20 protein-coding genes and 2 pseudogenes are annotated in these 26,335 nt (G+C 53.6%); 2 read left to right on the forward strand and 20 right to left on the reverse strand.

The features are described from left to right. Window positions 1–110: 110 nt before the first annotated feature. Both L1889_RS15820 and L1889_RS15825 read right to left on the reverse strand, forming a co-directional pair. Window positions 111–3,233, reverse strand: a complete 3,123-nt coding sequence (locus tag L1889_RS15820; protein WP_238666007.1) for a helicase-related protein — start codon at window positions 3,231–3,233, stop codon at window positions 111–113. After that, the gene (locus L1889_RS15825; protein ID WP_238666008.1) at window positions 3,234–5,246 is read right to left on the reverse strand and encodes a UvrD-helicase domain-containing protein; all 2,013 of its coding nucleotides are present in this window, start codon (window positions 5,244–5,246) and stop codon (window positions 3,234–3,236) included. It abuts the gene before it with no gap. 213 nt (window positions 5,247–5,459) lie between these two features. Here L1889_RS15825 and L1889_RS15830 point away from each other — a divergent pair, with 213 nt between their 5' ends. Continuing rightward, window positions 5,460–5,795: a hypothetical protein gene (locus L1889_RS15830; RefSeq protein ID WP_238666009.1), complete on the forward strand. Its 336-nt coding sequence runs from the start codon at window positions 5,460–5,462 to the stop codon at window positions 5,793–5,795. Window positions 5,796–6,048: 253 nt separating this feature from the next. Here the strand turns inward: L1889_RS15830 and L1889_RS15835 are convergent, their stop codons facing one another. From L1889_RS15835 to L1889_RS15900, 14 genes and pseudogenes are all read right to left on the reverse strand, one after another. Further along, window positions 6,049–9,240 (reverse strand): hypothetical protein, encoded by a 3,192-nt coding sequence (locus L1889_RS15835; protein ID WP_238666010.1) that lies wholly within the window; start codon window positions 9,238–9,240, stop codon window positions 6,049–6,051. A gap of 98 nt (window positions 9,241–9,338) precedes the next feature. After that, on the reverse strand, window positions 9,339–9,731 hold the full coding sequence (locus L1889_RS15840) for a hypothetical protein (RefSeq protein WP_238666011.1): 393 nt from the start codon (window positions 9,729–9,731) through the stop codon (window positions 9,339–9,341). 222 nt (window positions 9,732–9,953) lie between these two features. Next, on the reverse strand, window positions 9,954–10,166 hold the full coding sequence (locus tag L1889_RS15845) for a DNA-binding protein (protein ID WP_238666012.1): 213 nt from the start codon (window positions 10,164–10,166) through the stop codon (window positions 9,954–9,956). A 5-nt stretch (window positions 10,167–10,171) separates the two neighbouring features. After that, the gene (locus tag L1889_RS15850) at window positions 10,172–11,500 is read right to left on the reverse strand and encodes a tyrosine-type recombinase/integrase (RefSeq protein WP_238666013.1); all 1,329 of its coding nucleotides are present in this window, start codon (window positions 11,498–11,500) and stop codon (window positions 10,172–10,174) included. A 210-nt stretch (window positions 11,501–11,710) separates the two neighbouring features. Further along, entirely contained in the window at window positions 11,711–12,007 is a 297-nt protein-coding gene (locus tag L1889_RS15855; RefSeq protein ID WP_238666014.1) for a hypothetical protein, read from the reverse strand. A 44-nt stretch (window positions 12,008–12,051) separates the two neighbouring features. Then, entirely contained in the window at window positions 12,052–13,896 is a 1,845-nt protein-coding gene (locus L1889_RS15860; RefSeq protein WP_238666015.1) for a DUF2075 domain-containing protein, read from the reverse strand. Further along, the gene (locus tag L1889_RS19405) at window positions 13,893–14,444 is read right to left on the reverse strand and encodes a nucleotide pyrophosphohydrolase (protein WP_238666016.1); all 552 of its coding nucleotides are present in this window, start codon (window positions 14,442–14,444) and stop codon (window positions 13,893–13,895) included. The genes L1889_RS15860 and L1889_RS19405 overlap by 4 nt, the downstream gene beginning before the upstream one ends. Before the next feature lie 3 nt (window positions 14,445–14,447). Next, on the reverse strand, window positions 14,448–15,764 hold the full coding sequence (locus L1889_RS15870; RefSeq protein WP_238666337.1) for a four-carbon acid sugar kinase family protein: 1,317 nt from the start codon (window positions 15,762–15,764) through the stop codon (window positions 14,448–14,450). 15 nt (window positions 15,765–15,779) lie between these two features. Next, window positions 15,780–17,033, reverse strand: a pseudogene (locus tag L1889_RS15875) (ribulose-bisphosphate carboxylase large subunit family protein); the annotation flags it as partial. A 51-nt stretch (window positions 17,034–17,084) separates the two neighbouring features. Then, the gene (locus L1889_RS15880) at window positions 17,085–17,624 is read right to left on the reverse strand and encodes a VOC family protein (protein WP_238666017.1); all 540 of its coding nucleotides are present in this window, start codon (window positions 17,622–17,624) and stop codon (window positions 17,085–17,087) included. Window positions 17,625–17,639: 15 nt separating this feature from the next. Further along, on the reverse strand, window positions 17,640–18,434 hold the full coding sequence (locus L1889_RS15885; protein WP_238666018.1) for a transporter substrate-binding domain-containing protein: 795 nt from the start codon (window positions 18,432–18,434) through the stop codon (window positions 17,640–17,642). Window positions 18,435–18,493: 59 nt separating this feature from the next. Then, the gene (locus L1889_RS15890) at window positions 18,494–19,222 is read right to left on the reverse strand and encodes an amino acid ABC transporter ATP-binding protein (protein ID WP_238666019.1); all 729 of its coding nucleotides are present in this window, start codon (window positions 19,220–19,222) and stop codon (window positions 18,494–18,496) included. Window positions 19,223–19,232: 10 nt separating this feature from the next. Next, complete coding sequence (locus L1889_RS15895; RefSeq protein WP_238666020.1) at window positions 19,233–19,907, reverse strand: amino acid ABC transporter permease; 675 nt, start codon at window positions 19,905–19,907, stop codon at window positions 19,233–19,235. Window positions 19,908–19,912: 5 nt separating this feature from the next. Continuing rightward, complete coding sequence (locus L1889_RS15900) at window positions 19,913–20,596, reverse strand: amino acid ABC transporter permease (RefSeq protein ID WP_238666021.1); 684 nt, start codon at window positions 20,594–20,596, stop codon at window positions 19,913–19,915. A 273-nt stretch (window positions 20,597–20,869) separates the two neighbouring features. On the opposite strand from L1889_RS15900, the gene L1889_RS15905 reads away from it, so the two are divergent. Then, window positions 20,870–21,931, forward strand: coding sequence for a LacI family DNA-binding transcriptional regulator (locus tag L1889_RS15905; protein ID WP_238666022.1), 1,062 nt, complete (start codon window positions 20,870–20,872; stop codon window positions 21,929–21,931). Window positions 21,932–21,941: 10 nt separating this feature from the next. On the opposite strand, the gene L1889_RS15910 is transcribed toward L1889_RS15905, so the two are convergent. The 4 genes and pseudogenes from L1889_RS15910 to L1889_RS15930 form a co-directional block, all read right to left on the reverse strand. Continuing rightward, the gene (locus L1889_RS15910; protein ID WP_257794020.1) at window positions 21,942–22,847 is read right to left on the reverse strand and encodes a LysR family transcriptional regulator; all 906 of its coding nucleotides are present in this window, start codon (window positions 22,845–22,847) and stop codon (window positions 21,942–21,944) included. Between the two features lie 40 nt (window positions 22,848–22,887). Beyond that, window positions 22,888–24,500: pseudogene (locus tag L1889_RS15915) on the reverse strand (dipeptide ABC transporter ATP-binding protein). Continuing rightward, window positions 24,500–25,375, reverse strand: coding sequence for an ABC transporter permease (locus L1889_RS15925; RefSeq protein WP_238666025.1), 876 nt, complete (start codon window positions 25,373–25,375; stop codon window positions 24,500–24,502). The pseudogene L1889_RS15915 and the gene L1889_RS15925 overlap by 1 nt, the downstream one beginning before the upstream one ends. 15 nt (window positions 25,376–25,390) lie before the next feature. Further along, a complete protein-coding gene (locus tag L1889_RS15930; RefSeq protein WP_238666026.1) occupies window positions 25,391–26,332 on the reverse strand; it encodes an ABC transporter permease in 942 nt (313 codons plus the stop codon). Window positions 26,333–26,335 lie beyond the last annotated feature (3 nt).

Genomic DNA, 26,335 nt, shown 5'->3' on the forward strand with positions numbered 1-26,335 from the left:
GACCGGCCGCGACCGCCGATATAGAAGCGCCGCCTGCCCTGAAGTCAATAATAGCTCCTGGCCCGAACGTTGCAGCGGCAGCGCTGCGGCGAAGTTCACCTAGATCATTTTTAGCCATTATCAGCAGTCCTCCTGAGACCTTCGGCGAGCCGGTACGGTGTCGCGGGCTCTACGCCACGCATGCTGTTCGGTGTGGGCCAGGCTTGCCCGATGGAGCGGCCGGCGGCCCGCCGCGCAGCCGCTTGCTCCGCGCCTTGAAGCAGTGACTCTGATGAAGCAAAACTCCAGTAGTGTTGCGGCGCCCGCCGGATCCATCGATTAAGCCGTGCTTGCAACTCAGCTCTTACATCCGTCTCGAATTTATCAACTCGCGCAGCACGTTCGGAGATTCGCTCGATCAAAGCTTCTGCAGCGGCGATGGCTTCATCATTGAGTACCGGTGCACTGAGCATGCCGGGCACCAGGTGACGGATAACAGCTACCAGAACCGCATGCAAGGCGCGGTCGCGCGCCCGTGAAGCAAAGGGAGTAACACTTGTGGCTTCAACGTCGCGATACAGAGTAGCGTGCCAAGTCTTAAACGTCTCATAGTGAGACCGGTCCCTTGGCTTAGCATTGTTCAAGATCGGTATGACAAGCCCGGGAACCTCCCCACGTCCGACGCGGCTGGTTACCTGGATGTATTCCGCCATTGTTTTTGGCTGACCATTAACAAGCATCAGACCCAGGCGCGGGATATCAACTCCGACGCTAAGCATATTCGTTGCCAGAACCACATCCAGCGCACCATCTGCCCCGGCCGGTGTAGCCAGCAGGTCCAGCATATGCCGGACGTCCTTTTGAGAACGACGGGAAGTAAGCTCCTCCACTGCGGCGGGCTCTCTGGGAGCCTCACGACGTGCCTGAGCCAGCAGGCGTAGAGTGTCGTTAACGTCGTCCTGCATCAGAACAAGCGCACCGCCCAGCTCACGAAGCGAATTGAAGTACGCTACCAATGTCCAGTACGGATCCCGATCTGCTTCTGCCAGTCCCGCCGCTGCCGCCTGCAAGAGTGATGCAGCGACAGCCTGTAAGGTGAACTTGGCCGACCGGCCGGCCGTAGTAACGCCTAGGTAGCGACGTCCGGGCGCATCCGGGTTAACGACTGCGAAGCCTGAATCGGAAGCATCAAGCCCAGGAGGCGGAAACTGACACGTACGGCGGTCGAACAACGCCTGCACCTGATCGGCGGCACGACGGATAGTAGCTGTGGAGCCGATAATCTTCGGGCGTGTTCCGTTTGCAGAAAGGATCAGATCCAGCGCAGTTTCGTAAAGTCCGCACAGAGTGCCAAGTGGGCCGGCGATCAGATGTAACTCATCCTGCAAAATGAGCTGCGGCTGAGCAGATACACCGACCCCGAACAGATCTGCTGTCTGAGGCTTCCGGACAATCTGAGCAAACTTGTCTACTGTACCGATAAGCATTGTCGGCCGCGCCGCATAAACATCCTCATCAACGGTCCACACCGGTAATGACGCTGGCCCAGCCAGCAGACAGCTCTGGTCGGTGCAGAATATGCTCACGGCGTCGGCAGGATGCTGTTGCTGATAGTGCAAAGAGCTATGGCAGCAAGGACATTGCACCAGCTGTTGGGGCGTCGCCCTGGAACTGTCTGACTTACTTTCAAAGGCCCCCTTCCGGGTATTCGGAGTCGCTCCTTCTCCTACCCAGAGACCGATAGAAAACGGAGTTGCGCCAAGGCCATCCGCATCAAGGGACGGAATGCTCTTTCGCCGGATCGCTTCACAAGCACAGATCATAGCTGCCGCGCGGATAAACTGCTGCGTTGTCAGCAAGCGAAGCGTATAGCGCATAATGCAGGCAACACCAGCACCATCGTCCGGCGACGCATAGGACAAGCGTCGATGAAAGGCCACCATGGCAATAAGTGCCAGATAAGCTTCAGTCTTACCCCCGCCCGTTGGAAACCATAACAAATCCATCACCTCCCGATCTTCATGCCTACCATCAATAGCAGATTCGAGAGTAAGAAGTAGAAAGCCCAGCTGGAAGGGGCGCCACCACAGGCTACCATTTCTGCCCCAGGTTCGCTGTGTTTCCATGGCCAAATTTGCCAACCGGAATGCACTGGCAGCATGCTCATCGTTTCCAAGGCGGCTCACTCCACCGCGCATACGCTGAAGCACAATGCGAGTATCATCCAGATGCTGGTCGGCGGTCAGCGCTTCAGAGCCTGATAGTCCGTCTGCCGAACGGGCCAGATCGTTAATCCATTGCTCATAAGCATTGCAGAACCGCGTCAGTGCCGCGGTCAGATCGCCACGGGTTGCCATAGAAAGCCACGCCGCCGAAAATACATCGCCGGCCTCTGACCGAAGATTCCGGAACAGAGCGTGGCCGTCAGCGCTGATTGCGGGAACCAGCGCCTGGGGCATCCACGTTGTACGCACGTTCTCTACTCGCGCCGTATCTCCGTTGTTGTTTACAGACCAATCCGCCGAACATGTGTGGCCAGCGGCATACTCACGTGCATCTTTATAAAGAAGAGCGGCACTGCGATCTTCGTCATCAACAACTGCACGGCGGCTTGGCCTTGCAATCAGAACGGTGCTGTCTGCAGCCTCAACGGAAAGACTCACTTGAAACAGCGTGACCCGCTCTATCTCATCGCGACCGGGTCCTTCAGGCTGGCAGCCATTGACTAGCGTGACTGTCGCAAGTGTCCCGTGCTGATAAGGGCTGCATCGCAAGTTCAGCCGCAACCCTGGCAAGTCGGGAATACGGAGATCATAGTCCTGCCCGCCGACCACGAGAGCCAGCAGCCTCGGTGCTGGCACCACCTCTATCCGGCGCCAGCAGGTTGCCCCATTAACCTCGGTGGGAAGGTAACGTCCCAGTGTGATGCTCACCCGGACTTCCGGACTTCCATCCCCTGCAGATCGTGCAGCAAATGAAAGCCCTGCTGTGGATGGGCGCCGCATGGGAACAGATGCCGGCTGACTCTGATCATCGGCGTCGTCACCCTCCTCACCCTCACCTGGGGCAACAGCCAGCCGCTCATCTTCCTCCGGCGCGATCTTTGTGTTCTTCGGCCAGAGAATTCCTGTTAGATAAATATCGGAAGGGCGCGCATTCAGAACCTCGTCCCCTAATGCAGGACCTATCAAGTCCTTGCACAACCGTTCCACCATCTGTTCTCGTGCAGGAAATGCTATCAAATCTTGTCCCATTCATTTACCCCCTGGAAATTTAGCAGCAGATAATCCGAGCAACAGTGGCGCAAACAAAAAACCGCTGGAACGCCAAGGCTCATGTAGCTCCTCAGCCACTACGCTGTCCGGCGTAAAGGCCAGCGTACGCAAGCCAATGGATCTTAAATGGGGCAAGAACCCCGGAGGAGGCCACTTATCACATTGCTTGGCTATGAGCTTCAGATCATTACTGACATATCGGCTAAGCGCTCCCAAGCGCTGCCCATCAGCTTCGAGAGCTAGCCTCCAGTCGATATCCTGATCAGCTCGGGCGCTGATTCCAGTGCGAAGCGGGACATCGAGCCATGCGGACTGTGCCGACTGTGCTTCATCGGAGGTTGCAAATACAGTACGACCAACTAGGCCATCCGGTTCCAGGTCGGACACCCTCCCAATTTCAATCTGAACTTTCCCACCCTTTGCCCTGCGCCACACACGACCATTCACGGAACCTGCCCTAAGCCCGGAAGATGTGCCGACCATAAGCTTGTCACGTGCACGTGTTGCTCCGACAAACATAACTCTGATCTCCTCCTCACCATCACCACCATCTTCGTTATCACCATCTGGTGGCAAATAGAGGATCACGTCAGATGCCTCCCGCCCCTTACTTGCGTGGATCGTCCCTAGCACTGGCCCCGCGTATCCAAACTCTGGAGAGCAAAAAAGCATCGGCGGGTTTGGACGCCCCAATACATTGCGTAACCGGTGCAGATCAAGACTAGTCGCACTGTCTCCCGCGACTTCAAAAAGCAGTTGCCAAGCCGCCTGCTGGCTAGGCATTCCAGGTCTTGTCGGTGTGCAACGGGCGAACCAGCGTTCGTCGAAAATAGATTTGGTTATACGCCGTTCCGTCCAGTCCCAGAAAAGCATGGCAAGCCATGGCGCCAGACATGCGGGAAGTCCGGACATTCTTAAACGGTGTGGTGCAGTAGCAAAACTGGAGGCCATAAGGACATCTACCCTGCGCCGCATCAGTACAAGTGTATTTTGGTCTAGTGCGGCCACGTCGAGAGAACGGCTGGTATCAACTACCCCATCAGCAAGGCGTTCGATATCCGCACGGACTCTCTGCTGTCTGGCTTCTGTGTGGTCAATTTTGTCAATGACGCACCGACGGACCGAGGTGAAAATCTCTCTCAGAGTCGGGCTTTCGGTCCTATATACGTAGCTTAAGCTTCGCTTCTGAAAACCGCGAGCTTGCAATCCGTCCAGCAGTGAGGCGGCTGGCTCCAAACCTAGTTGATCATCCTCTGTAAATCCGTAGATCGCTTGCGCCTCGTCTGCGAATACTGTAACGCCGCATTCCGGCTCTAACGCATCAAGGATAGCCAGTGTGAGCTCGGCCCGCACACCAATGATATCTTGCCCCTCATCGATTATCAGATGGCGCAATCGCCGCAGGTATTCTGCAACTTCAGCGTCCTCGCGGACCTGCATAAGTGTGGATTCGATATTCTTTTCGTAACCGCCGGAAAGAATGGCCCCGCTTGAGAACCCTGATTGCAATGCCCAAGCGTGAGAGTCTAACGTCGCGATACGGATAGCACCGGCTTCGGCAGGATCGTCGAGCGCAGCGGCAATACGATTGCGTAATTCGATAACGGCAGTTCTGGTAAAGCTGATAATCCAGATTCGTGTAGCAGGTACACCATCGCGAATCATTGCGGCAACCCGGGAGCAGGCCATGTACGTCTTTCCCGTACCAGGGCCTGCATCAACAAGAATTCTCGAGTTTTCCGGCTCCCCCTGAATAAAACCTTGAGATACTCCAAAGTCAGCAGAAGTCTCCGTCACATGTTGTTCCGCAATTTCAGACAACATTTCATCGGCGTTCAGCGCTCCTTCATCAAGATCAATGCTGGAGCCAGTCACCCGCCACAGCTTCCGGCGATAAGTGATTGCCGACACGCCGCCGTGCGTTCGTAGCGGACGCACGATTCTGGCGATCTCTGTGCCCGACCTCAACACTGTAACCTCGATATCACCCACTGCCGCTCCAAACAACGTTCGAATCCCAACTATACCAGTTGAATCAAAACGTATCAGAATGGAATACGGTCTGCACTCATTTTCGTTCTCCTCGCGCCGCGTTTCGAATGTATGGGCGTTCCCTCGTACACTCTGGCTGTCACTCCACACAACACACGCTTGGTTCTGCATGGCCCGCCGGCTTAGCTATGAACACTCCTTTAGGAAATAAACATGGAAAAGTTGAAACTTCTCAGAGCACTGGTCGATGCAGGTTGCGAACTGGCCGTGTATGTGCCGGCACTGGGCGGAGGCAGAACTGCCGTAGCAACGCCTGGACAGGCGTTGCGCCTGCTGGAGGACAAAAACGAAATCTATGGAGAGTTGGTGGGCTTGAGCCGGACCAACTATATCGAGTGGGTCTCCAGCCAGGGAAGCGTGTACTGTTCAGCCAAGACCCGAAAAGGTGATCGCTGCCGCAACACTGTCGTCGCCGCCACGCAACTGGAACCAGCCGCCTGGAAGACCAAACATGAGGCAGGCGGATACTGTGCCACTCATGGTGGCTAAAGACTATCATGGGCAGTACTGACAGAGACATCGATCAAAGCCAACAACTGCACTGATGCAGACTTGACCTGACATGTTCCGTCCGATTAGCCAAGCAGAAAACGACCCATTGCCGACGCTCGTTCTATTCGGCGCAAGAAACCCTATAAGCGCCTGAAGAAGTTTATCGAACAGTATCCACAGGTTCGTAGCCGATTGCGATTAAGTCTTCCTCCTGACGCAACGAGGGAGTAAGGTAAATGAAAGTGTTCTGCTATCCCGCCCTGAGGCGGGCAAGTGCTTGGAAAAAGGGCGCTTCGGTCATTCCCGGCGGAAGGAAAGGATCGGTTATGCCGCGCATAGCTGTAACGAGTGGCGAAGTACCATCTACCTGCCACGCCGGAATGAACTCCAAGTGGGAAAGCTTGATGCCAAGCTCGAAGTTCTCGCGAGTCATTTCGATGCCCGGCGAGGTAAGGCTGAACGCCACCGGCAACAGAAATACGAAACCCGTCCGTCGGAAATGGTCTTTCAAGACGTCCAAGTTCCGACTGGACGAGGGTGTCATGTCATGCATCCGATAGACCATGGTGGCTAGGCGATTGCCAGCCGTTGCAGTCTTCATGTAAGACTCGCTGATGCCAACCACCACTCGGTAGTCCAGCGGGCTGTCGCGTCGAATTTCGGTGATGACGGTCACACTCAGCCATCCGTCCCGGTTGTCGGTGCCAACCTTCTTGCGCCACCCGCGAAAAATCTTCTGCCCCGCATCGAAGTTTTCGAATGCTAGAGCCATCACCGGTGGCACCACTTCTCCTGAGACTTGCGGAAGCGCCACACCAGTCCCCTTCCACTTGGCCCTATCCCAGAGCGGCAGAATGATGGGAGACATGACACGCAAGTCGCGATGCAGCACAGCGTCCACACCGAAGAGATGCTCTGGTGGTGGAGTCGCCGAGAAAGTGGAATCGCGCTCAGAGGATTGAGCGACGGACGCAGTCGCCACCACAGCCGGTACCCACGCCTTTTCGCGGATGAACGGGAATGCGGCAAGTGTGTCGTCCTGCACCCAATCTTCCGCGCGCCCTGCAGGCGATTCTCCAAGAATGTTCGTAACAGGAATGATTGAACACGCCACATGATAAGCACGGTCTTGAGCACGATACTTCGCGAACATCTCCTCTAAACCCTGTCGCTCTACATCGAGCTGCAGCTCGAAGGTCACGCGCGCAAACAGCTCAATCATTTGCGTTTCGAAGCCTTCGCCAACCAAACCTGCGGCTGCGGAAACGGGATGGGTCACGATGAGCATTGTCTCGCCGCAGTCGTCCTCAACATGGCGATAAGCAAAGGGCGGCTTTGCAGCCTCGGACTGCCGCACCTCTATGACCAGTCGCTCCCTAGGCGACAGCAGCCTCCGAGTTCTCACTGCCGTGGAGTAGAAAGCTTCCAGAAATCCGATGATGCTCTCGCCGAGTAGTGCTGATATGATTCCGCCCCGCGCGACGACCTCGACCTGGCAACCCAGAATGATCGTCGTCATGCTCGCAGTGCCGAAGTGCCATGACGGCCGCTTCGGAAGGTCTTGCGCGGCCGGAGCAGCAAGCCAGTCGCTTGCAAACTGATTCAGGTCTTCATCTACCGCACCATATTCGGCTCGTACTTTGTCCTCATGCCCGAGCATGAAGAGGGCGGCGGCGCGTGACATCTCGAGCCCCTCCGTGGACAAAAGGTCCGGAAGCCGCGTCAGCGATACCCAATCTTCATGGGCAGTACGCAGAATCAAAATCCCCAGGACTCGGTCGATGGCTTGTACCTCCTGCCCGAGGTCCTTTGAGTCTTCCTCATTCAGGCTCAGCGCGACTTGGATAGGCCCAAACCACTTCACCCATGCGAGCACGTAGGGAACGCGACCAAGTTGTAGTTCCAACCATGCCAGCTTTTTCAGAAGTGGCAAGGCGCGGCGGTCGATGGCTCGCTCTTTGAACCACGAGTACAAGCAGCGGTCCAGTGCGGATACTAGGTTCGCCCTTGCCGCGTAAAGTAAACCTGCCGATTCGTACGCCAAACCCGTACCGCACAGGGCAGCGATGAACTCGTCGCGGCTGTCCTCTTGCGCAAGAAGTATCTGCGCGCGAGCCAGGTCGTCAATCGCTTCATATGGCCTCTTCCGCTCAAGCTTTTGCAGGCCACGTTGCAGTTGCAACTCTCCAGCGGCGCGGTCGCCGTTTCTGTCGCGCTCTATTTCGATTACCGCATCCAGCAGTTCGTCGTACCCCGGTGAGTCGCCGATAAAGCTCGCCAGCTCTCGCACGATACGAACGACGGGCTCAATTGGGAACTCAATATGCCGGCGCACCTTGCCTAAGACCTGTCGCATGGCGACCAAGGTAGGCTGAAGGTCGAGTTTAACTCGCATGGCGGCGACGAGGTCCATCTGCAGCAATTGGATCTGCGCCCAGAGCGAGCTCGTCTCTTTTGACCTGTCATTGGCATGGCGCTGAAGTGCAACGCGTAGAGCACTGGTGCGGACTTCGCCCGGAGGGTTCCATGCTTGAAGAGCAAGCCACAGGTTGACGAGGTTATCAATGTCCCAGATCCAGTCCGAGGGCAACACTTCGGGTGCCAGCTGCTCGTAGATTCGCCCAGCTTCTTCCGGATCATCAAACCACCACAGAGCGGTCCACGCCTTTTGGTACCAAATGCGCTGTAGTTGACTGCTACCGATAGTTCGCGCGAGACGTTCTGCGCGGTCGAAGCGGCCATCAACTTCATATCGCGGCCTGTCGAGGCTTCGTGCGAGAAGTGCAGACTGTAAGCTCGCTTCGACCAGTTCAAGCGTGAACGCGGAGCCAGATGCCGCGTTGACTTTCTTGTCCAGCTCCTCCAGGTCACGTAGTCTACCAGCGTCGAGCGGGCCCGGAGTAGCGACAATCTTGCGCGTGAGCTCAAACTGGAGAGTCTCGGCCACAATGTCCCACCGCCGGTTCCGAATAACGTTCCCGACAATCCAACTACGGTCAAGAATACGCACCTGCACTCCATGCTTGGTCGTGAGCGCATCCTCCATTTCTGCGCGGTCCTTGTCCCTAATGGCTTGGTTCGATATGAAGTAGACGAGCGTGTACGGACGGCCGGTCGCTACGATTTTCACTACGTCAGAACGAACCTTTGGCTTCCAGTCGGCCTTGGCACTCACCGCGAAGCCCCAACGCTGGTCGGCCGCGGCCGGATTGCCCTCGTACCAGAGCGTCGCAATCGCTGGGGCGACAGGATACGTCTCGGTGTCAACCTTGCTATCTCCACCGCCTGTAGGCCCGGTTTGCGGTATCAGATTAGGGCATAGCTCCTTTTCAGCTAGCACCCTCGCGAAGTTCTCGAACGCGATCTCCTCCTTACGGCTTGTGAGTGAATGGAGGTGAAATTCGAACTGCCGCCTGTCCATCTCACCGATTTCGACGTGCAAGGTGTCTGAGTACAGATGCGGGCGTCTAGCTCGCATAAACTCTCTGTAACTCGGACTCGTGATATCGTTGTTCATAAAAAAACCTCAAGGCGCATGCATCACACGAGAGCTGTTCGCGGTTCGACTATCAGAGCAAAGTAGAGCATATACACGGCCTGCAGGAGCTCAGCCAGCAATTGCCCCTGATTATGCAGCTTCTCCACCCAACGGCCACCATCCATATGGCCATGCGCAGCCGCTTGGTTTCTCTCGTCATCAGTCAGGCCATCGAAATGCCCAATCAGCCCAATGGCGTTCGCCTCATCGATCTGGTGCCGACGAAGCAGCGAGGCGTCCTTGATGGAACTGCCATTGAGAATGACTACAATGGCTAACAGCACGGACAACCTCCCCACATTGCTCTCACCGATACGAACGATCAGCTCTTCCCACTCCACGTACGCGTTCTCTATACACTTGATGTTGAGAATCTCAAAACGGCAAAGTTGCATGTTTCTCCCCGGCCCGGTCAGGGGCCACGCTTTCCTTGCAATTGCTTTGCCGTGTTTGTAACTGATTTCCGCGCAGGGCGCATTTCGCCGAACCTGCTCTCTCGTCCAAATTAAGTATTCTGCCTATGAGCAAGCCGTCTTCATTCCTACAATACAGGCTGACACCCGACAACATCATTACATTGAGAGCTTGACCAGCTCAGCATTGCCAGCGTTCGTCAATTAACCGAGCAACATCGCTTGCGCGAAAATAAACACGCCGACCGATTTTTTCTTAGCCGGGCACCACGTTCGCGCAAACTCAGAATCACCATGCAACGCTATGCGCAATCCGTCCCGGCTACGTTTGAGAACCTCTGCTAGATCATCCAGAGATAAGAGGATGCCGTAGCGCTCAATGAGTCGTACTTCCGTCGTCATTCCGTCAACTGTCATGGCTGCTACTCCTGCGACGAATCGGCGCGTTTCGTTCCAGGTGGGATGGCACGCGCCAGCACCCGGCGATGCCGATATGGTTGATACTTCCCCAGGCTAGCCCTCCCGCCCGTCTTTTCGGCGGCACTTGGGGTATCCTGCAGATCTCTTTGCTCTTGGCCTCCTCCAACGAGTTCCTTGCGCAAACTCGCTACTCTCTCGGCAGCTTCCCGCACCGGGTTATCCTCGGCGTGAACATACCGCATGAACATGGTTGCCGTTTTATGCGCCGTCAACGCCATACCGATCTTGACCGAAACCCCGGAATTGGCAATGTCTGTCGCCGCTCGATGTCGAATACCGTGCGTGCCGACATGGGGAACCTCGGCACGCTCCAGAATGCGCGTCCAGCCGTTCTTATAGGTTCCCTCTGACATTGGTTGGTCGCCGTCGAAGACGCTCGGGCATACGTAGGGCGACCCTTCAATGCGTGGGGCCGACGAAAGAAGCTGATAAGCATCTTCACCCATGGGCTTAGACATCTTCCCCGTCTTACTGTCCGGCCACGCGATGCGGCGATTCTCAAAATCCACCCAGGCCCATTCCAACAGCCGAATCTCCGACATGCGAGCGGCAAATGAAAACTGCAGGCGGATGCCTAATGTCAACAAGGGATGTTCCAGGCCTTCTGCGTCAGCTCGATCCAGATACTCGTAGACGCGCACCAGCTCATCATCGGTGATAAATCGCGTTGTGCCTTTTTCGGGGTACATCGGAACATGACGGCAGGGGTTGGAACCGTCCGGACGATAACCCCATACCTCTGCCATGTTCAGCATTTTGCGTAAGCAGGCGAACCCCCGATTTATCGTAGAGGGGATATGCGAGTGTCGCTGCATCATGTCACTCACGTCGGCCCGTGTCAGATCCGGCACCTTGATGCGACCCAGGGTCGGTATGATGTAGCGGTTGATATGGTCCTGATAGGTGACAACGGTGCTCGGTTTATTGCGCGGCGTTGAGTATTCTTCGATGAATTTTTTGCATAGCTCTTGGATGGTAAGCGCTTGCCGTGCCGCCGCCTTCTCCGCACTCGGATCATGTCCTTTGCGAATATCAGCAAACCAGTCTCGCGCGATGTCGCGAGCCTGTTCGACGGTCAACTCACCGAATTTTCCAATCGTGGGCTTTCGACGGTCTCCCGAATTAGTGCGATACTGAAGGGCAAATATCTTTCTGCCCTTAGTCGTGACTTTGCAATGAAAGCCCGGGACAAGGGTATCGCGCAGTTCATAATCTTTACCCTGCGGTACTGCGGTTTCTATAACGGTCTTGGTAAGCTTTAAGGTAGCCATGACGCCTCCTGTCAGTGACGATTTCTAGGTGCCAAATAGGAGCCACCGGAAGGTAAAACCCATCCAAAATCGTCTAATTGAAGCGTAAGACTAACCCGGGCAAACCCTCCGGAAAACCAAGCCCAGCAAGGCTTAGCGTGCTCCAGAGGATTTTATCTTCTCAAATTCCTTCATTCTCAAAATCCCCCGCCATGAGGCTAACTTCTAGGCTTAACTGATGACACACACAAACTCACCGATAACCCGGTAACGGTGTTCGTCCTCGTTACTAAGCTCAAGCGTGATGAGATTTGGATTAGTCGATCGAGGTTTCAAGCGAATTTGCTGGTGATGCCACCCGTCTTCAGTGTCAACTTTGATGCTTTCATATTCTTTGACGGTGTACCGAGAGCCTTCATCGCCATCTTGGATGTCAGCACATTCAACCAGCACGATTTTACCGTTTCGGCTCCCGCCTGGATTTAAACGGAAAAGGCAGGTGGCACCGTCAGGAATGATTTTATTCATTGACTCACCAACAACTTGGCACGCAAAAAGGTTTTTACCCACTGTCACGCCTTGTGGCGCGGCAATCCATTTTTTTGTTCGGCGTGCTGAAGCTCGCTAAAACCACCTGCGGCGGCCTGTAAGTCGTAGAAAGGAACGGCGTTGATGTAGGGTACTAGCTTGGCAACCGGTTTGGTGAACTTGCCGACAGCAGAATGGTGCATAGGGATATGCTGCTTCAGGTAATCGCGAAGATCAGCGTCGCAAGCGTAAACAAAAGTGCCTTTGATACCGCGCAACATAATGGTTCTGTAAATATTCAGTATGTATTGCTTCAGTTCGGCTGCGGTTTTTATTGTTTGCTTGCCGTTGCGGTCGAAATAGTTGTCTTTGTCGATGACGATTTGGTCGTTCACTTTATCGTAACGAATCTCTTTACCGAAAATGACGCCTGTGTAGTTAAGATCATAGCCTTGGGTGGTATGGATACAGCCAACTTCATGTTCGGCGTCTTGTGTATTGATCCAGTCGGTGCTGGTGCTATTCCAGCGTAGCCGAACATTATCGATTTCAATGTCGTGCTGGCTTGTGTCTTTTTTTGACAGCCAGGGCCAGGCAAAGCCAGCGACCAGGCGCGCTAGGCCGTAGTGTTGATTCTTCAGGCCAATTTCCTTTACTAGCGCGGAAATGTCGTCAAACAGTAAAAACTCGTACTTGCTTGAACTGAATTTTTCATTGATTTCCAGACGGGTGTTCAGAAGTGCATCGATGAAACGCACATAGTGCTGACCTCCCTGGACACGAAACTGTGAAACCAGCGTCATTACTTTTGATTCAGGTGACGATTTGATTGCCTGAAAATCGGCGGCATTGGCATCAGACGGTTTGATAGATTGGTTTGGATCATAGAAAAACACGGCCTTATCGGCCTGCAGACTTACCCAGTCAACCTCGCTGCAGGTGTGTTTGTCTAGCCCAAGCGCCAGGCACGCCTTGTCAAATGCACCGTAGTATGCACCTAAGTTAATGCGCTTACGCAGCCTGTGCGATTCATCAACCAGCACAATATCATAGCGCTGCTGTGCCAGCTCTGAAGGGCTGATGACCATATTTGGGTGCAGGCCGACCACATGTCTGAACGCTTTTTTCAAGGTGGCCCTGAATGAAGCCATCGGGACAACCAGCGCCATGCGCGGCTTTATGTAGGTTCGCTTGAATTGTGCTAGCAGGTCGCGCAGCTCACTTTCTTCTTCAGAAAATTCGCGCAGGCTCAGGTCGGTATCATCGGAATGAATAAGTTTGAAAAGAAAGATAGCCAGAACTGACTTTCCGGTTCCTGCGCCTCCTTCTACCACAAGGTTTTTCATCCCTGGGTTCAGCAGTGCGCGCATTATTTCAATTAAGCCTTGCCGCTGGTCGAATGATAAGGATTTGTAGGGCGAGTACTTGAAGACATCGGAGTTGTCGATGGATTCGAGTGAGTGTTCTGCAACGCCTTGGGTTCGCAGTTTGTTCCAGGTTTCACGAAAGATTTGCGAGTAAAGTTCGTCTTTCTGATAATAATTGTGGTCGACCAGACCCAGATTGCCATTCAGCAGGTCGAAGCAACCGTCGGCTGCCAAATATTTGATGAGCGCCGATTCAATATCCAGCGTCGCTGATTTGTTGAAGCGCTCACTGCTGATCAGGTGTACCGTAGTTAACGATTTCTTGTGTGTATGTTTTAGGTGTGTGCCTAGACGAGTGAGCGTGTCGGTGGTTTCGCCAACGTATGCACGGCGCGTAGCGCCATCGCTGAGTATATATACCAGCGGCCAATTACTGGTGGCGTAAGCGTTGGCTTTTATTCCCGCCAAAGTTTTGGCCGAAAATCCGTATCGGTTTACTTCGACAAGATGTGTCTGGCTCATAATTCGGTGTATTTTTTGGCGCTGCCTTTGGCTTTGTTTATCGGGTATTTTTCTTCGTTACGTTCAATTTTATCTAAGACGATTTTTTTAATGTCAAAACCGTAAGCATCAGATAGAAGCAGGGCGTAGGCCAGAACATCTGCCAGTTCTTCCTTTACTTTTTCGGTATCGGCAGTTTCGGGTGTTTTCCATAGAAAAGCTTCTAGCAGCTCACTTGCTTCGATGCTTAGGGCCACTGCCAAATCTTTAGGATTATGAAACTGTTGCCAGTCGCGATCATCACGAAACTGGCGCAATCTTTGTATGACTTGGTCCATTTCCTTAGCCTGTTCAGGTTTAACTTGTTGGAAATGATAGTAACTTGCCCCGATGAAAGTTGCACACCCTCCCCAGGCTGGGGCGATGCTATCGAGCTGTTCTGGATCGCCACCACGAATGAGAATGTTTTTCCATTCCTGAAGTTGAGCCTTGAAGGTTACCTGAGAGGATCGGGCCAGGTGGACTGCGTGTTCGAAATCCGCCGCTTTCTTTAAATTTGCCCTCCCCATTTTCTAGGCAGGGGAAAGTAGCTTCTCGAACACGGACTCAGATCCCATTTGGCCGCCTTTGAGCATAATCTCTATTCCTGACAGATGTGGCAGATCGGAGTGTATGCGACACAGCGCTGTGCCGGGATCTATTTGGCCGATATAAGACAAGCCCCACACGTCTAGGGCCTTAAGGGCCAGACTGGAGGTATCTCCGCCTGCGACGCCGACCCGGGACAAATTGCTATGTTCTAGAACGCGCGATAGGAACTGGCCGCAAGCCTCGGCCAGAACGGAAGCAGCGATAGGACGGTTTTGATCCGATTCGCTGGAGACATACGCTAGTACGTTTTTACCCTGCGATAAGCCGTTTAATACTTGAGCGAGCAGTGCATCATGCGCAGCATGATTTCCATAGCTTAGAACAGAGGCATCCAGCGGTATGTGTTGGTAGGAGGTGGCCATCCTGATTTGGCGAGCCGTTACCGGTGAGCGACTGCCCGACAGGATGAAGACGGGGTCATGGGCTTTGTTTATAGCTGTCTTGAGTTGTTGGGTGCCTGGACAGGATTCTTTCCAGTGAGCAATCAGAGCTTGGGCGACACTGCTGGGCCCCACCGCAAGCAGCGGTTCCCGGTAGGCCCGCTGCCAGATCGCCTTGCCTACAATCTTCAAATGCTCTGCTTGCCCTACGTCAAACAGCACACCGTCTGTGTTATTGCTTATCGTGCGATCAAGAGCGGCATCGAACTCGGCTTCTGTCAGCTTATAGCAGGGAAATTCGATCAGTCCGAGCTTTTTTAGTCCTTGCTCAGCCAGATGCAGGCGTAAATCGGCCTCGTGCATAGGGGTTACCGGATGATGGCTCATGGTGGGGTGGCGATCAAGACGATATGCCGCACCGCCGGTTTGGAAGGCGGCAAACACGTTACCGAATACGCAGTAGCGACCCAGATTAGGCTGTCCACCAACGATTGGCACGAATGGCGAAAGGTCTAACTGCTCCTTCAGTATCTGAACGGCTCTTCCGATGCTGCCAGTTGATGGTGAACTATCGAAGGTGGAGCAAGTTTTGTAGTGTGTGACGGTTGCTGCGACTTGATTAAGAAACAGTCCTGTAGCGATCAGCTCTGCTGTTTGCTGTGGCTCGCTCATGGAGCGTGCGGCGCCTGCGATACCCAGACAGTCAAGCGGGCCTGCATCAGCTAGTTGTTTGCGGTTAGGGATGCGCACGAAAAGCATGGCCCGATAACCTGCGCATGCAATTGTTGATAAGGTATCTGTGGCGCCAGTGAAGTCGTCGCCATAAAAGGCCAGTTTCGTCTTATGGGACGTGATCATGCTATCTGCCGCCAAAAAATCCAGTGCACGGCGCAGTTCCGGAGCCTGCTTGGCGTGGTCGGCCAACGATACGCCGCTACGTACCGCGCTCCATGCTTGACGCAGGCTGCTGACTCCAGCGGCCGGCCCATCCGGGTGCGCCAAAATGCCTCCTCCAGACATGAACAGCAAGTCGTCACTACCTACCGCCTCAAATGTGGCCGGTACGGTACCCGCCCACTGCCCGGAGGAAAATGCCGGCATGACCTGATCGTCCAGCCCGTCTGTCAGTGAGGAAAGGCAGTCGCGTGCCGATGCTACGACTTCTTCATCGCTCTGAGCGAATTTGCCCTGCAGGCCATGGACATGCATATGATCCACTCCCGTCAGACGCCACATGGCCTGATAAGCCTGGAACGAAATGCCCAGCAGAGGGTGGCGGGACATGGCTCCATAGCCATTGCGATGTCCATGTAAAACCAGCGATGTACTACGGCGTAAGGTCTGGATAGCCGCATAACCGCAATAATTAAGACTGACCATGGCGCAATTGCCGCCTTCGCGCTGAATAAGATCGGCGTGACGACGCATTGCATCTGTTTCGTCAGTAATGTTGAAGGCGACCATGACAGTTTTGCCAGTGCGCTGCTGATGCTCTCGCACAACGGCCATCACAGCCGACACACGCTCGCCAAGAGGCGCATGCGCCGGGTTGGCGCATACCTCGTCGTCTTTAATAAAATCCACGCCTGCTTGGCATAGCTGCGCCACCAGTTCAGCGGTTTGCGCTGGAGAAAGCCCGACATTGGGTTTAATGATGGTTCCTAGCAAGGGGCCTTCGTTGACCCCTGTCAGTTGCCGGGTGCCAGCCACGCCATATTGAGGTGTATCAAAACATTTGCGATACGCGGCAGGCAAATGCAAGGTGTCCAGGCGTAGTGCGGTGGTTTCTCCCAGATCGTACAAATTACCCGCCACGGTAGCCGCCAACGTAGGTAGATTAGCGCCTATATTGTCTACTGGAAATGAAATGTGTACCCGAACACGATGCCATGGCCCCTTGGTGCCCTGCCGTTCCAGCCAGGCATTGGGTAATGTGGGCTGATTTGCCTGGCCCAGGATCTCAACCTGCTCTACGATCGCGCGAGCCCGCTCACGCAGTTCGTCCGTCTCTCCCTGTACGCGCGTGAAGGTGCCGCATGATTGCTCGCCGGCCATCACTTCGGCAACCCTAGCTGGGTCCAGGGGTGTTTCAATAAGATAGGTTGCGTGAAAACGTTCTGGGTTCATGGCAGCACAATAAAGGGTGAGGAAGCGACGGTTAGAAGATATCAGTGTGATTTAAAGCGTACTTAGGTCAGGAAAAGCGCGTACAGGATCGCGGCCGTCCCAGTGTTCGGATTCGTTCCGGATCAGGTCAAACAGTTTCCCCTTGGGTCCGGCAACCTCGGATAGCTCGATGACGGTTCCTGGATGATATTCGGTGTCGAAATAGACAAAACGACCCCGATCGCCCACCTCCCCGCTCATAACTGCCTTGAAGCCCTGCGCGGTCAACTGGGCAAGGTTATCGTCGTAGTTTTCCGTCCAGTAAGCGACATGCTGCAGCCCGGTATGCCCGGCTTGCAGAAAGTCACGATACATGGAAGGAACATCGTTGCGGCATTGGATCAGCTCGACCTGAACAAAGCCTGAATTGGCCAAGGCCACAGAATTGTGCGGCTCGTAGGTTTCACCCCGGTACCGGTAGTTTTCAATGGGTACTTTGGGGTTGTAATACCAGGGGCCGACACCGAGCGTGTTGCTCCAGTACTCCATGGCGGCCTCGATGTCATTAACCACATAGCCTAACTGACGAATTTCACCAAAAAACTTACTCATTCCTGTTCCTATAGATTATTGGGCTGCAACGATTTCGTCGGGAATCGGCACGCCGGCATATTTGGTATGGATCTGATTGAGTTTGCCGTTTTTCAGATTGGTGCCTATCCAGTTGTTGACCCAGTCTTTCAATTGCGGCTCATTCTTGCGCATTGCTATGCCCAGGTCGTAGGACTGGATGACGAACTTGGTCTCGAAATCAAGTGATGGATTGCGCTCGCCAATGGCATGAATAATGGGCGGGGTAATGGCAACGATTTCCGCCTGGCCTGTAGCCGCCGCGGTTATGGAAGCCGCCTCGTCATCAAAGCGGATCACCTTCGCTTGCGGCGCACCTTCAGACACGAGCTTGTCTTGCGGGCCGCCCCGTGTTACCGCAACAGACTTGCCGGCCAGGTCGTCCATACTTTTGATGTCTAGACTTTTAGGTGCGCCTACTGCTGCCTGAATGGCACCATAGGGAATGGAAAAGTCGACAGCCTTGGCGCGTTCTGGCGTGATGGATAGCGACGAAATAATCAGGTCAGCTTTATTCGAAAGCAGATTGGGGATACGGCCGGAGTTGGTTGTCTGAACGATCTCTAGCTCGACCCCCAGATCTTCCGCTAGTAGATATGCAGCTTCGACGTCGGAGCCTACCGCTTGCATTTTTTCATCGATATAGCCATAAAAAGGCGCCCCGAGATCAATGCCTATACGAATCTTTTTAGCCTCTTTGATGTCGGCCAGCGCATCGGCGCTGGCCGCACCAGAAAACGTACCGAAGCAAGCGGCAAAGGTGGTGAGGTAGAGAATTTTTTTAAATGTCATGGTTGTCTCCGTTATGGATAGCATAAAGTGATGCCAAGTAAGGCAGCGATGGCTAGCGTTTACAGTCCGTGTGCAAGAAACTCTTGTAGTTCAGGCGTCTGTGGATTGCGTAACATGTCACCGCTTCCCGTTTCCCAAACCTTGCCCTGATGCATGAATATGATGGTGTCGGCCACTTTTGCAGCAAACTCCATTTCGTGGGTTACCAGAATCATCGTCATCCCGTCGGCAGCCAGTTGCTCGATAACGCGAAGAACTTCGCCCGTCAATTGCGGGTCGAGCGCAGAGGTAACCTCGTCAAATAGCATGACCTTGGGCTCCATCGCCAGTGAGCGCGCTATTGCGACACGTTGCTGCTGTCCCCCTGATAGCTGCTCCGGATAGGAGCAAGCTTTTTCAAGAAGACCTACCTGACGCAGAGTCCGGTTGCTCAGTTCCAGCGCATCTTCCTTGTTTTTCTTTTTGACGGCGCGCGGTGCCAACATTACATTCTGCTCTACCGTCAGATGCGGGAACAGGTTATAGCTTTGAAAAACAATACCTACATCGGTACGCAGATTGCGCAGATCGATGCTCGCGTCATGCACCCTATGCCCGCACACGTTGATCTGGCCCTGATCGATGATCTCCAGGCGATCGATACAACGCAAAGCAGTGCTTTTACCCGATCCGCTCTGACCAATAATTGCCACCACCTGGCCTTTGGTAACAGCGAAGGAAACGCCTTTCAGCACTGTGTTTGTGCCAAAGCACTTATGGACGTCCTTTAGTTCAACGACAATCGACATTATTTTCCTTTCATGCGCTTAGTGGAGGACGACGAGTTCCATATTGGAGTCTGCGTTCGAGCTTTCGGCTCCAGGCAGATAGCGGATAACACATGGCCAAATAGAATAGTGCTATCAGGAGATAGACCAGGAAGGGCTGAAAAATGGAGTTGTTGATCAGCTGTCCGGCTCGTACCAGTTCCACGAAACCTACAATCGAAGCAAGCGATGTGTTTTTGACAATCTGCACCATGAAACCAACTGTAGGTGGCGTCGCTATGCGTACTGCCTGCGGTAAGATCACCAGACGCAAACGCTGCGCCCGCGACAGCGCCAGACATTCAGCGGCTTCCCACTGCGTCTTGGCCACAGATTCGATACAGCCACGCCATATTTCGCCCAGGTAGGCGCTAACATAAATGATCATGGCAATGCTTGCTGCCACCAGGCCCGTCAAGGTCAGTCCAGCGATGCTAAGGCCAAAGTAAAAGACAAACAGTAGCACCAGCAGCGGTGTGCCCTGTATTACTTGCACGTAGAGATAAGCCAGCCACCTGACGAGTCTGATGGGGCTGATACGCAGCAAGGCAACGATGCCCCCTGCCACGCCGCCTCCAATGAAGGCAATCAGCGACAGACAAATCGTCCAGAGCGCGCCGTTTAGCAGGAACTGCAAATGATCGATAGTGAATCCGCCTGAGATCATGGCTTTTATCCTGTAGTCTTGAGACGGCGACGGCGAGCGAATACAAGCTGGCCAAAAGCCCATAAGCCGATACGCATCAACAAAGAAAGCGCTAAATAGGCAAATGCCACCAAAATATAGGCTTCGAAGGGACGGAAGGTATCGGACTGTACACGGCTGGCGGCCGCCGTCAGTTCTTCCACGGAAATCTGAGATGTAATGGACGACGCGAGCATCAGTAACACGAATTGGCTCGTCAAGGCCGGATACACCTTTTCCATTGCCGGAAGTAGGATCACATGCCAATACACCTGTCTTTTTGTCAGCCCGAGACATTCGGCAGCCTCGATTTGCCCTCCATGTATCGAATCCATCCCGGCGCGCATGATTTCGCAGGTATATGCAGCGACGTTGATGATCAGCGCGAGCAATGCTGCCGTAAATGCCGAGACTTTCCAGCCCAGACTCGCCAGACCGAAGAAAACCAGGAATATTTGCACCAGAAAAGGTGTATTGCGAACGGTCTCGACATAGAAGCCGCAAACGCGCGACAGCAAACGGTGAGTACTACGCCGGCCTATCGCGCAGAGGGTGCCCAGCACCAAGCCCAGCACAGTGGCTGGAAAGGACAGCTGAATGGTAAGCCATGCACCTTCCAGGAACTGTGGCCATGAGGCCAGCACACTTGTAAAGTCGAATTCGTAATTCATGCTTAGGCAGATTTTGTCTCTATTCTCGTCACGTAGCCATTAGTAAGTATTTCTAAGCTGGCGGGCTACGCAACATTTTTTTAATTGCTTGTCAGTATGAATGGTATCTGCAGGTCATATCGAATGTCCACTTTATAAAATGATGTCTTTTGATTGTTTTAAAATATAAAGCATCAATCTAGTACTGAATTTTGGCAAGTGTACTCATCAATCTGGTATAACCTAATGATCAAATATGATGTAATGACTTAAAAAATCGACAAGAACTGAGACGTGCCTACAAACACAACTAAGCTCCAACCTAAGGCCCCCGCCCGGGTGGGCATAGCCGAAGTCGCCAGCCGGGCGGGCGTATCAACGGCTACGGTAGACCGCGTGCTTAATCACCGCCCCGGTGTAAGGCCAGTAACAGTACAAGCCGTATTGAAAGCCGCTGTCGATCTGGGTTATTTGCCACAAGACGATCTATACAGGGCTTTGCGTCCGCAGCCTATGCGGCTCGTGTTCGTGCTGCCCGCAGGTACCAATCGTTTCTTAAATATGCTGGGGGATTTCGTCAGCATTGCACATGAGCAATTCGAGCCCTTTAATGTGCAATGCCGATGTCGCTTTATTGAAGGTTTCAATCCTCATGTTCTGGTCGAAAGCTTATTGCGCGAGAGCCGCCGTGCCGATGGTATCGCCTTTATGGCACTGGAACATCCATTGGTGCGGGAAGCCGTCCATACCTTGTCTGCAAGGAAAATACCAACCCTGACCCTGATTTCAGATCTATCCAATTCTCCCCGGGCTGCCTATGTGGGGCTGGACAATCGTGCCGCTGGCCGCACCGCGGGCCTATTACTGGGTCGCTTTATCGGTCCACGGACGGGCAAGGTCGCCATGATCGCAGGCAGTCGTCACTACCGTGGCCACGAAGAACGCGAAATGGGGTTTCAGCATATTCTTGAAGAAAAATTTCCCCACCTGGATTTAGTCGGATTGCGAGAAGGCCATGACGATGCACACATCAATTACCAACAGTCCACGCAATTGCTAAAGCAATACCCAGACTTGGTTGGCATCTACAATATAGGCGGTGCATCCGACGGTGTAGCGCAAGCACTGAAAGAAGCAGGGCGCGATCAGAGCACTGTCTTCGTCGGCCATGGTCTGACGCCAGATACGCGGGCGCTGTTGGTAGACGGCTCGCTGGATGCTCTAATTAATCAAAGCCTGCATTCTACAATTATGAACAGCGTAAGAATTTTCGCGAATCTGCGCGACGGACGAGAAGCCATGACGGGGGTCGAGTCTATGCAGATCAGCGTAGTGCTGAATGAAAACCTGCCTTGAATGGTGTCGGCTAACGGCTATCAGACACACTCGGAGCAAACAGTTTTTGAGCCGTCTCCACCAGTGTTTTGGCGATAAAAGAGCGTGGACCGCGCGAATCCCAAACCAATCCCACCCGACGGACCGGAGGTGGGTTTGGGAGGGGGATGCGGCTGATTGCCAATTGCGAACTCCACATGGGTGGCCAATCAGGCAGCAGGGAGACGCCCAGATTTCGGTCGATCAAGTTAGCGATAGCCATCAGGCTGTTGATTTCCAGCCGCTGGTTTGGGTGAAGGTCGTGGTCGCGTAAGTATTGTTCGGCTAGTTGACCGCCCCACACTGTGCGGTCGTAGCGAATAAAAGCTTCGGTAGACAGTAATTCGTGGGCCGAACGATGACGCATTGACTGGTGCGCCACTACCACGAATGGCTCCTCCATCAGTACAGTCCATCGGCAATTTTTCGCCACTGCAAACTGTGGTTCGACGACGATTGCCGCGTCTAACTCGCCGGCTGCGACGAGTCGGCACAGTTCAACCGAGGCGCCGGGCAGTACAAACACGGCTAAATCAGGATAGCTGTCGTAGAGGCTTTCGAGTACTTGCGGCATGATACTGGTCAGCGCGGAGTTGAATACACCGATGCGCAACTCACCGACAGGTACCCCATCGTGAGCGATGGCCCGCAGATCGCGAATGTCACGCAACAGGCTGCGAGACCGATCAAGGATTTTGATTCCTGCTTCAGTGGGTTTTACATACCGCCCTATACGACGTAGTACAGTTACGCCCAGATCAGCCTCAAGTGAACGTATACGTGCGGCCACCGCGGCGGGTGTAAGGTCCAGGCGACGGCTAGCCTCGGCAAAAGAACCGCTTTCAACTACCGTCACGAAGCTTTGTAAATAGCGAATATCCACATCGTAATTATACATATTCACTCCTGGATAGTCCGTCCGTGTTTCAGAGAGAGTATCAGGCCAACGCTTTGCCAGGCACCGCGTCAAGCAGCGCCTTGGTGTAAGCATGTTGAGGATTAGTGAATAGCTGCGCTCCGGTTCCCTGCTCGACAATTTGCCCTTTGCGCATCACGATGATGCTGTCGCAAATATTTGAGGCGACGCGTAAATCATGCGTTATGAAAATCATCGAGAAATTGAGTTTTTTACGTAGAGATTCAAACAAATCCAAAACTTGGGCCTGGACTGAAACATCCAGCGCTGACACTGCCTCGTCTGCGATGATCAATGTGGGTTCCATCGCCAGAGCCCTTGCAATACAAATACGCTGGCGCTGCCCACCGGAGAACTCATGAGGATAACGGCTCAGCACCTTAGGATCTAAGCCCACAAGGGACATCAGCTCAGCTGCATCCCGCATGGCTCGTGCAGGGGCAATGCCGTATTGCACTGGCCCTTCTATAATAGACTGGCCCACGGTACGACGGGGATTTAACGATTTGTAGGGGTCCTGGAATATCATCTGAACCTTCTTGCGGTACAGTGCCAGATCCGCGCGAGAAGCATCCAGGACGGACATTCCCTCAAAATAAACTGTGCCTCCTTCTGCTTGCTCAAAACGCAACAGGGCTCGAGCCAGTGTGGATTTTCCTGAACCTGATTCGCCCACGACGCCTACCACTTCACCTGCTCCTACGGTCAAATTCAGCGAGTTCAGGGCCACAGTGCGCTCTTTAGTTTTAGCGGCTGAGCGTGCTGGATAAGTAAGGCGTAATCCTTTGACATCCAGTAGGGTGTCGGACGTATTTTCCTGCGCTGGTTTGCTGAACAGTTTGGGGACTGCCGCCAAAAGCATTTTGGTGTAGGGGTGCTCAGGTGTTTTGAGAATATGGCTAGGCAAGCCTCGCTCAACGAGCTCACCGTTTCGCATCACAACAACTTGGTCGGCTACATCGGCGACGACTCCAAGGTCGTGAGTAATCATAAGTACACCACTGTGGTGACGTTCAAGCAGCTCTTTAAATAAACGCAGGATTTGTGCCTGGGTGGTGACGTCCAAGGCTGTGGTCGGTTCATCCGCAATAATAAGAGCGGGTTCTAACGCCAGCGCCATGGCGATTACAATGCGCTGACGCTGGCCCCCGAGAGCTGGTGTGGATAAGACTCCGCCATGGCTACCGGGTCGGGCAATTGCACGTCAACCATCAACTCCTGCACTCGCCGTCTGACTTCAGTATCCCGCAACTGCGGCTTGTGTATCTGTATGACCTCAGCGATTTGGTCTCCCACGCGCATAACGGGGTTTAAGGCGGTTAGGGGCTCTTGAAACACCATGGCGATGCGATTGCCACGCAACTCACGCAGACGCTGCGAGTTGGCAAGTGTGATCTCCTCACCTTCCAACAGGATTGAGCCGCTTTCTATGTACAACGCGTTGCCGGGCAACAAGCGCATTAAGCTTGATGCTGTTACCGACTTTCCTGAGCCAGACTCACCGACCAGACATGTAATTTCCTGTGCACGAACGTCAAAACTGACATCTTTGACCGCATATCGTTTTTTTCCTTCGTCGGCGATGCATACATGAAGTTTACGTACCTGCAGAATAGCTTCCCGGGACTTTTGCATTACAACACCTTCGAATTGTTAGATAGTTTGGGGTCGAGCCGATCACGCAGGCTATCACCCAGGATGTTTACGCTCAGTACGGTAAGAGACAGAAAGATACCCGGGAAGAGAATGATCCACGGTGCTCGCTGGAATACGGCCCGTCCTTCGGCCATCACGTTACCCCAGGTTGGTACATCAGCCGAAAAGCCAACGCCGAGGAAGCCTAAGACTGATTCCATTAGAATTGCAGAGGCAAATACAAAGGTGGTCTGTACAACCAGCGGTGCTATACAGCTTGGTAATATATGCCGCCACATAATTTTGTAAATAGGCAGGCCCAGACCTTCTGCGGCCTTTACATATATTTCCTCACGAGTAGTCAACACCACACTGCGAAGTAGGCGGGCCACACGGGGAATTTCAGGGATGGCGATGGCGATCACAATGGAGCTTAAGCTGGCGCCAAACAAGGAAACCAGTGCAACGGCCAATAGAATGCCTGGAATGGCCATGATTCCGTCCATGATGCGCATAACAATGCTGTCGGTGTAACGGGAAACACCTGCGCAAAGACCCACAACGACCCCGCCGACGGCCGCTATCAGCGCCACTCCTGCACCCACAAGCAACGAGATTCGTCCACCGTGCAAAACACGAGCAAAAACGTCGCGTCCCAGACCGTCCGCTCCAAACCAGTGTTCGGCGCCTGGAGCTTGTAACCGATGGCGTGGGAGCAAGTGCAAAGGGTCATACATGCTCAATAATTCAGCGAATATGGCAGATAAAACGATTAGCCCCAAACCGAGCAAGCTGAATAAGGTCAATTTATTTAATGAGCCAATGCGACCCGGTTTTGTCTGAGGCATGTCGAGGTTTAGTTTTTCAGTGTGCATAACTCAGTCCATTTATTAATAGCGGATCCGCGGATCAACAAGTACGTAGATCACATCTACTAATAAGTTAATGCCCACATACACGAGAGAAAAGAAAAGGATGAGACCTTGGACGAGTGGGTAATCACGCGACATGATCGCGTCGATGGTTAGACGCCCCACACCAGGAATGTTAAATACGCTTTCCGTAACCACTACGCCACCGATAATTGAGGCAATACTGATGCCGATAACCGTGATGATGGGCACAGCGGCATTGGGTAAAGCGTGCTTCCATAGCACGCGTCGATCTGTATTGCCTTTGGCCTTGGCCGTTCGGACAAAGTCTTCACCCAATATTTCTAATAGACTGCTGCGCGTTACCCGGGCAACCAGGGCCATCATTACGATTGACAAGGTAATTGCCGGCAGCGTCATGTGTTCCACAAAGCCAAAGAAGTCGTTAAACGGACTTACATAGCCCTGTACGGGTAAAAGATTCAGGTAAAGAGAGAAGAAGAGAATTAGCACGTAGCCGATGACGAACGCTGGTACAGAGTAGCCAACCACTGAGAATGCCATGACCAGACGATCCAGCAGCGTGCGATGGAACCAAGCAGCAATGGCACCAGCTGGAATGGCCACAAGCAACGTCAGGCAGATAACGCTAAGGGTCAAGAAAAAGGTGGGTTCCAACCGTCCCATAATCATGGAAGCCACGGATTGTTTGGTCAGAATTGACATACCCAACTCGCCTTTGAGCAGATCTGCAAGCCAGATACCGTACTGCACGGTCAAGGGACGATCCAGGCCCAAACTGATGCGCATGCTTTCGATTACTTCCGCACTTGCCGTGTCACCCGCCATTAGTAAGGCGGGATCTCCGGAGCTTAAGCGCAAAAGCAAGAAGATTAGCATCGTGACAATCAATATCACGGGAACAGTGCTTGCCAGGCGAACTAGAATTAATTTGAACATGCA

This window comes from Paenalcaligenes niemegkensis, from assembly GCF_022230885.1.
GTDB lineage: Bacteria > Pseudomonadota > Gammaproteobacteria > Burkholderiales > Burkholderiaceae_B > Paenalcaligenes > Paenalcaligenes niemegkensis.

Coding starts and splice junctions, on each gene's coding strand:
- L1889_RS15925 (WP_238666025.1), bottom strand. CDS start 25,375: ATGCACACTGAAAAACTAAACCTCGACATGCCTCAGACAAAACCGGGT.
- L1889_RS15860 (WP_238666015.1), bottom strand. CDS start 13,896: ATGAGCCAGACACATCTTGTCGAAGTAAACCGATACGGATTTTCGGCC.
- L1889_RS15885 (WP_238666018.1), bottom strand. CDS start 18,434: ATGACATTTAAAAAAATTCTCTACCTCACCACCTTTGCCGCTTGCTTC.
- L1889_RS15855 (WP_238666014.1), bottom strand. CDS start 12,007: ATGAATAAAATCATTCCTGACGGTGCCACCTGCCTTTTCCGTTTAAAT.
- L1889_RS15910 (WP_257794020.1), bottom strand. CDS start 22,847: ATGTATAATTACGATGTGGATATTCGCTATTTACAAAGCTTCGTGACG.
- L1889_RS15850 (WP_238666013.1), bottom strand. CDS start 11,500: ATGGCTACCTTAAAGCTTACCAAGACCGTTATAGAAACCGCAGTACCG.
- L1889_RS19405 (WP_238666016.1), bottom strand. CDS start 14,444: ATGGGGAGGGCAAATTTAAAGAAAGCGGCGGATTTCGAACACGCAGTC.
- L1889_RS15830 (WP_238666009.1), top strand. CDS start 5,460: ATGGAAAAGTTGAAACTTCTCAGAGCACTGGTCGATGCAGGTTGCGAA.
- L1889_RS15820 (WP_238666007.1), bottom strand. CDS start 3,233: ATGGGACAAGATTTGATAGCATTTCCTGCACGAGAACAGATGGTGGAA.
- L1889_RS15900 (WP_238666021.1), bottom strand. CDS start 20,596: ATGAATTACGAATTCGACTTTACAAGTGTGCTGGCCTCATGGCCACAG.
- L1889_RS15930 (WP_238666026.1), bottom strand. CDS start 26,332: ATGTTCAAATTAATTCTAGTTCGCCTGGCAAGCACTGTTCCCGTGATA.
- L1889_RS15840 (WP_238666011.1), bottom strand. CDS start 9,731: ATGCAACTTTGCCGTTTTGAGATTCTCAACATCAAGTGTATAGAGAAC.
- L1889_RS15895 (WP_238666020.1), bottom strand. CDS start 19,907: ATGATCTCAGGCGGATTCACTATCGATCATTTGCAGTTCCTGCTAAAC.
- L1889_RS15845 (WP_238666012.1), bottom strand. CDS start 10,166: ATGACAGTTGACGGAATGACGACGGAAGTACGACTCATTGAGCGCTAC.
- L1889_RS15870 (WP_238666337.1), bottom strand. CDS start 15,764: ATGATCACGTCCCATAAGACGAAACTGGCCTTTTATGGCGACGACTTC.
- L1889_RS15890 (WP_238666019.1), bottom strand. CDS start 19,222: ATGTCGATTGTCGTTGAACTAAAGGACGTCCATAAGTGCTTTGGCACA.
- L1889_RS15880 (WP_238666017.1), bottom strand. CDS start 17,624: ATGAGTAAGTTTTTTGGTGAAATTCGTCAGTTAGGCTATGTGGTTAAT.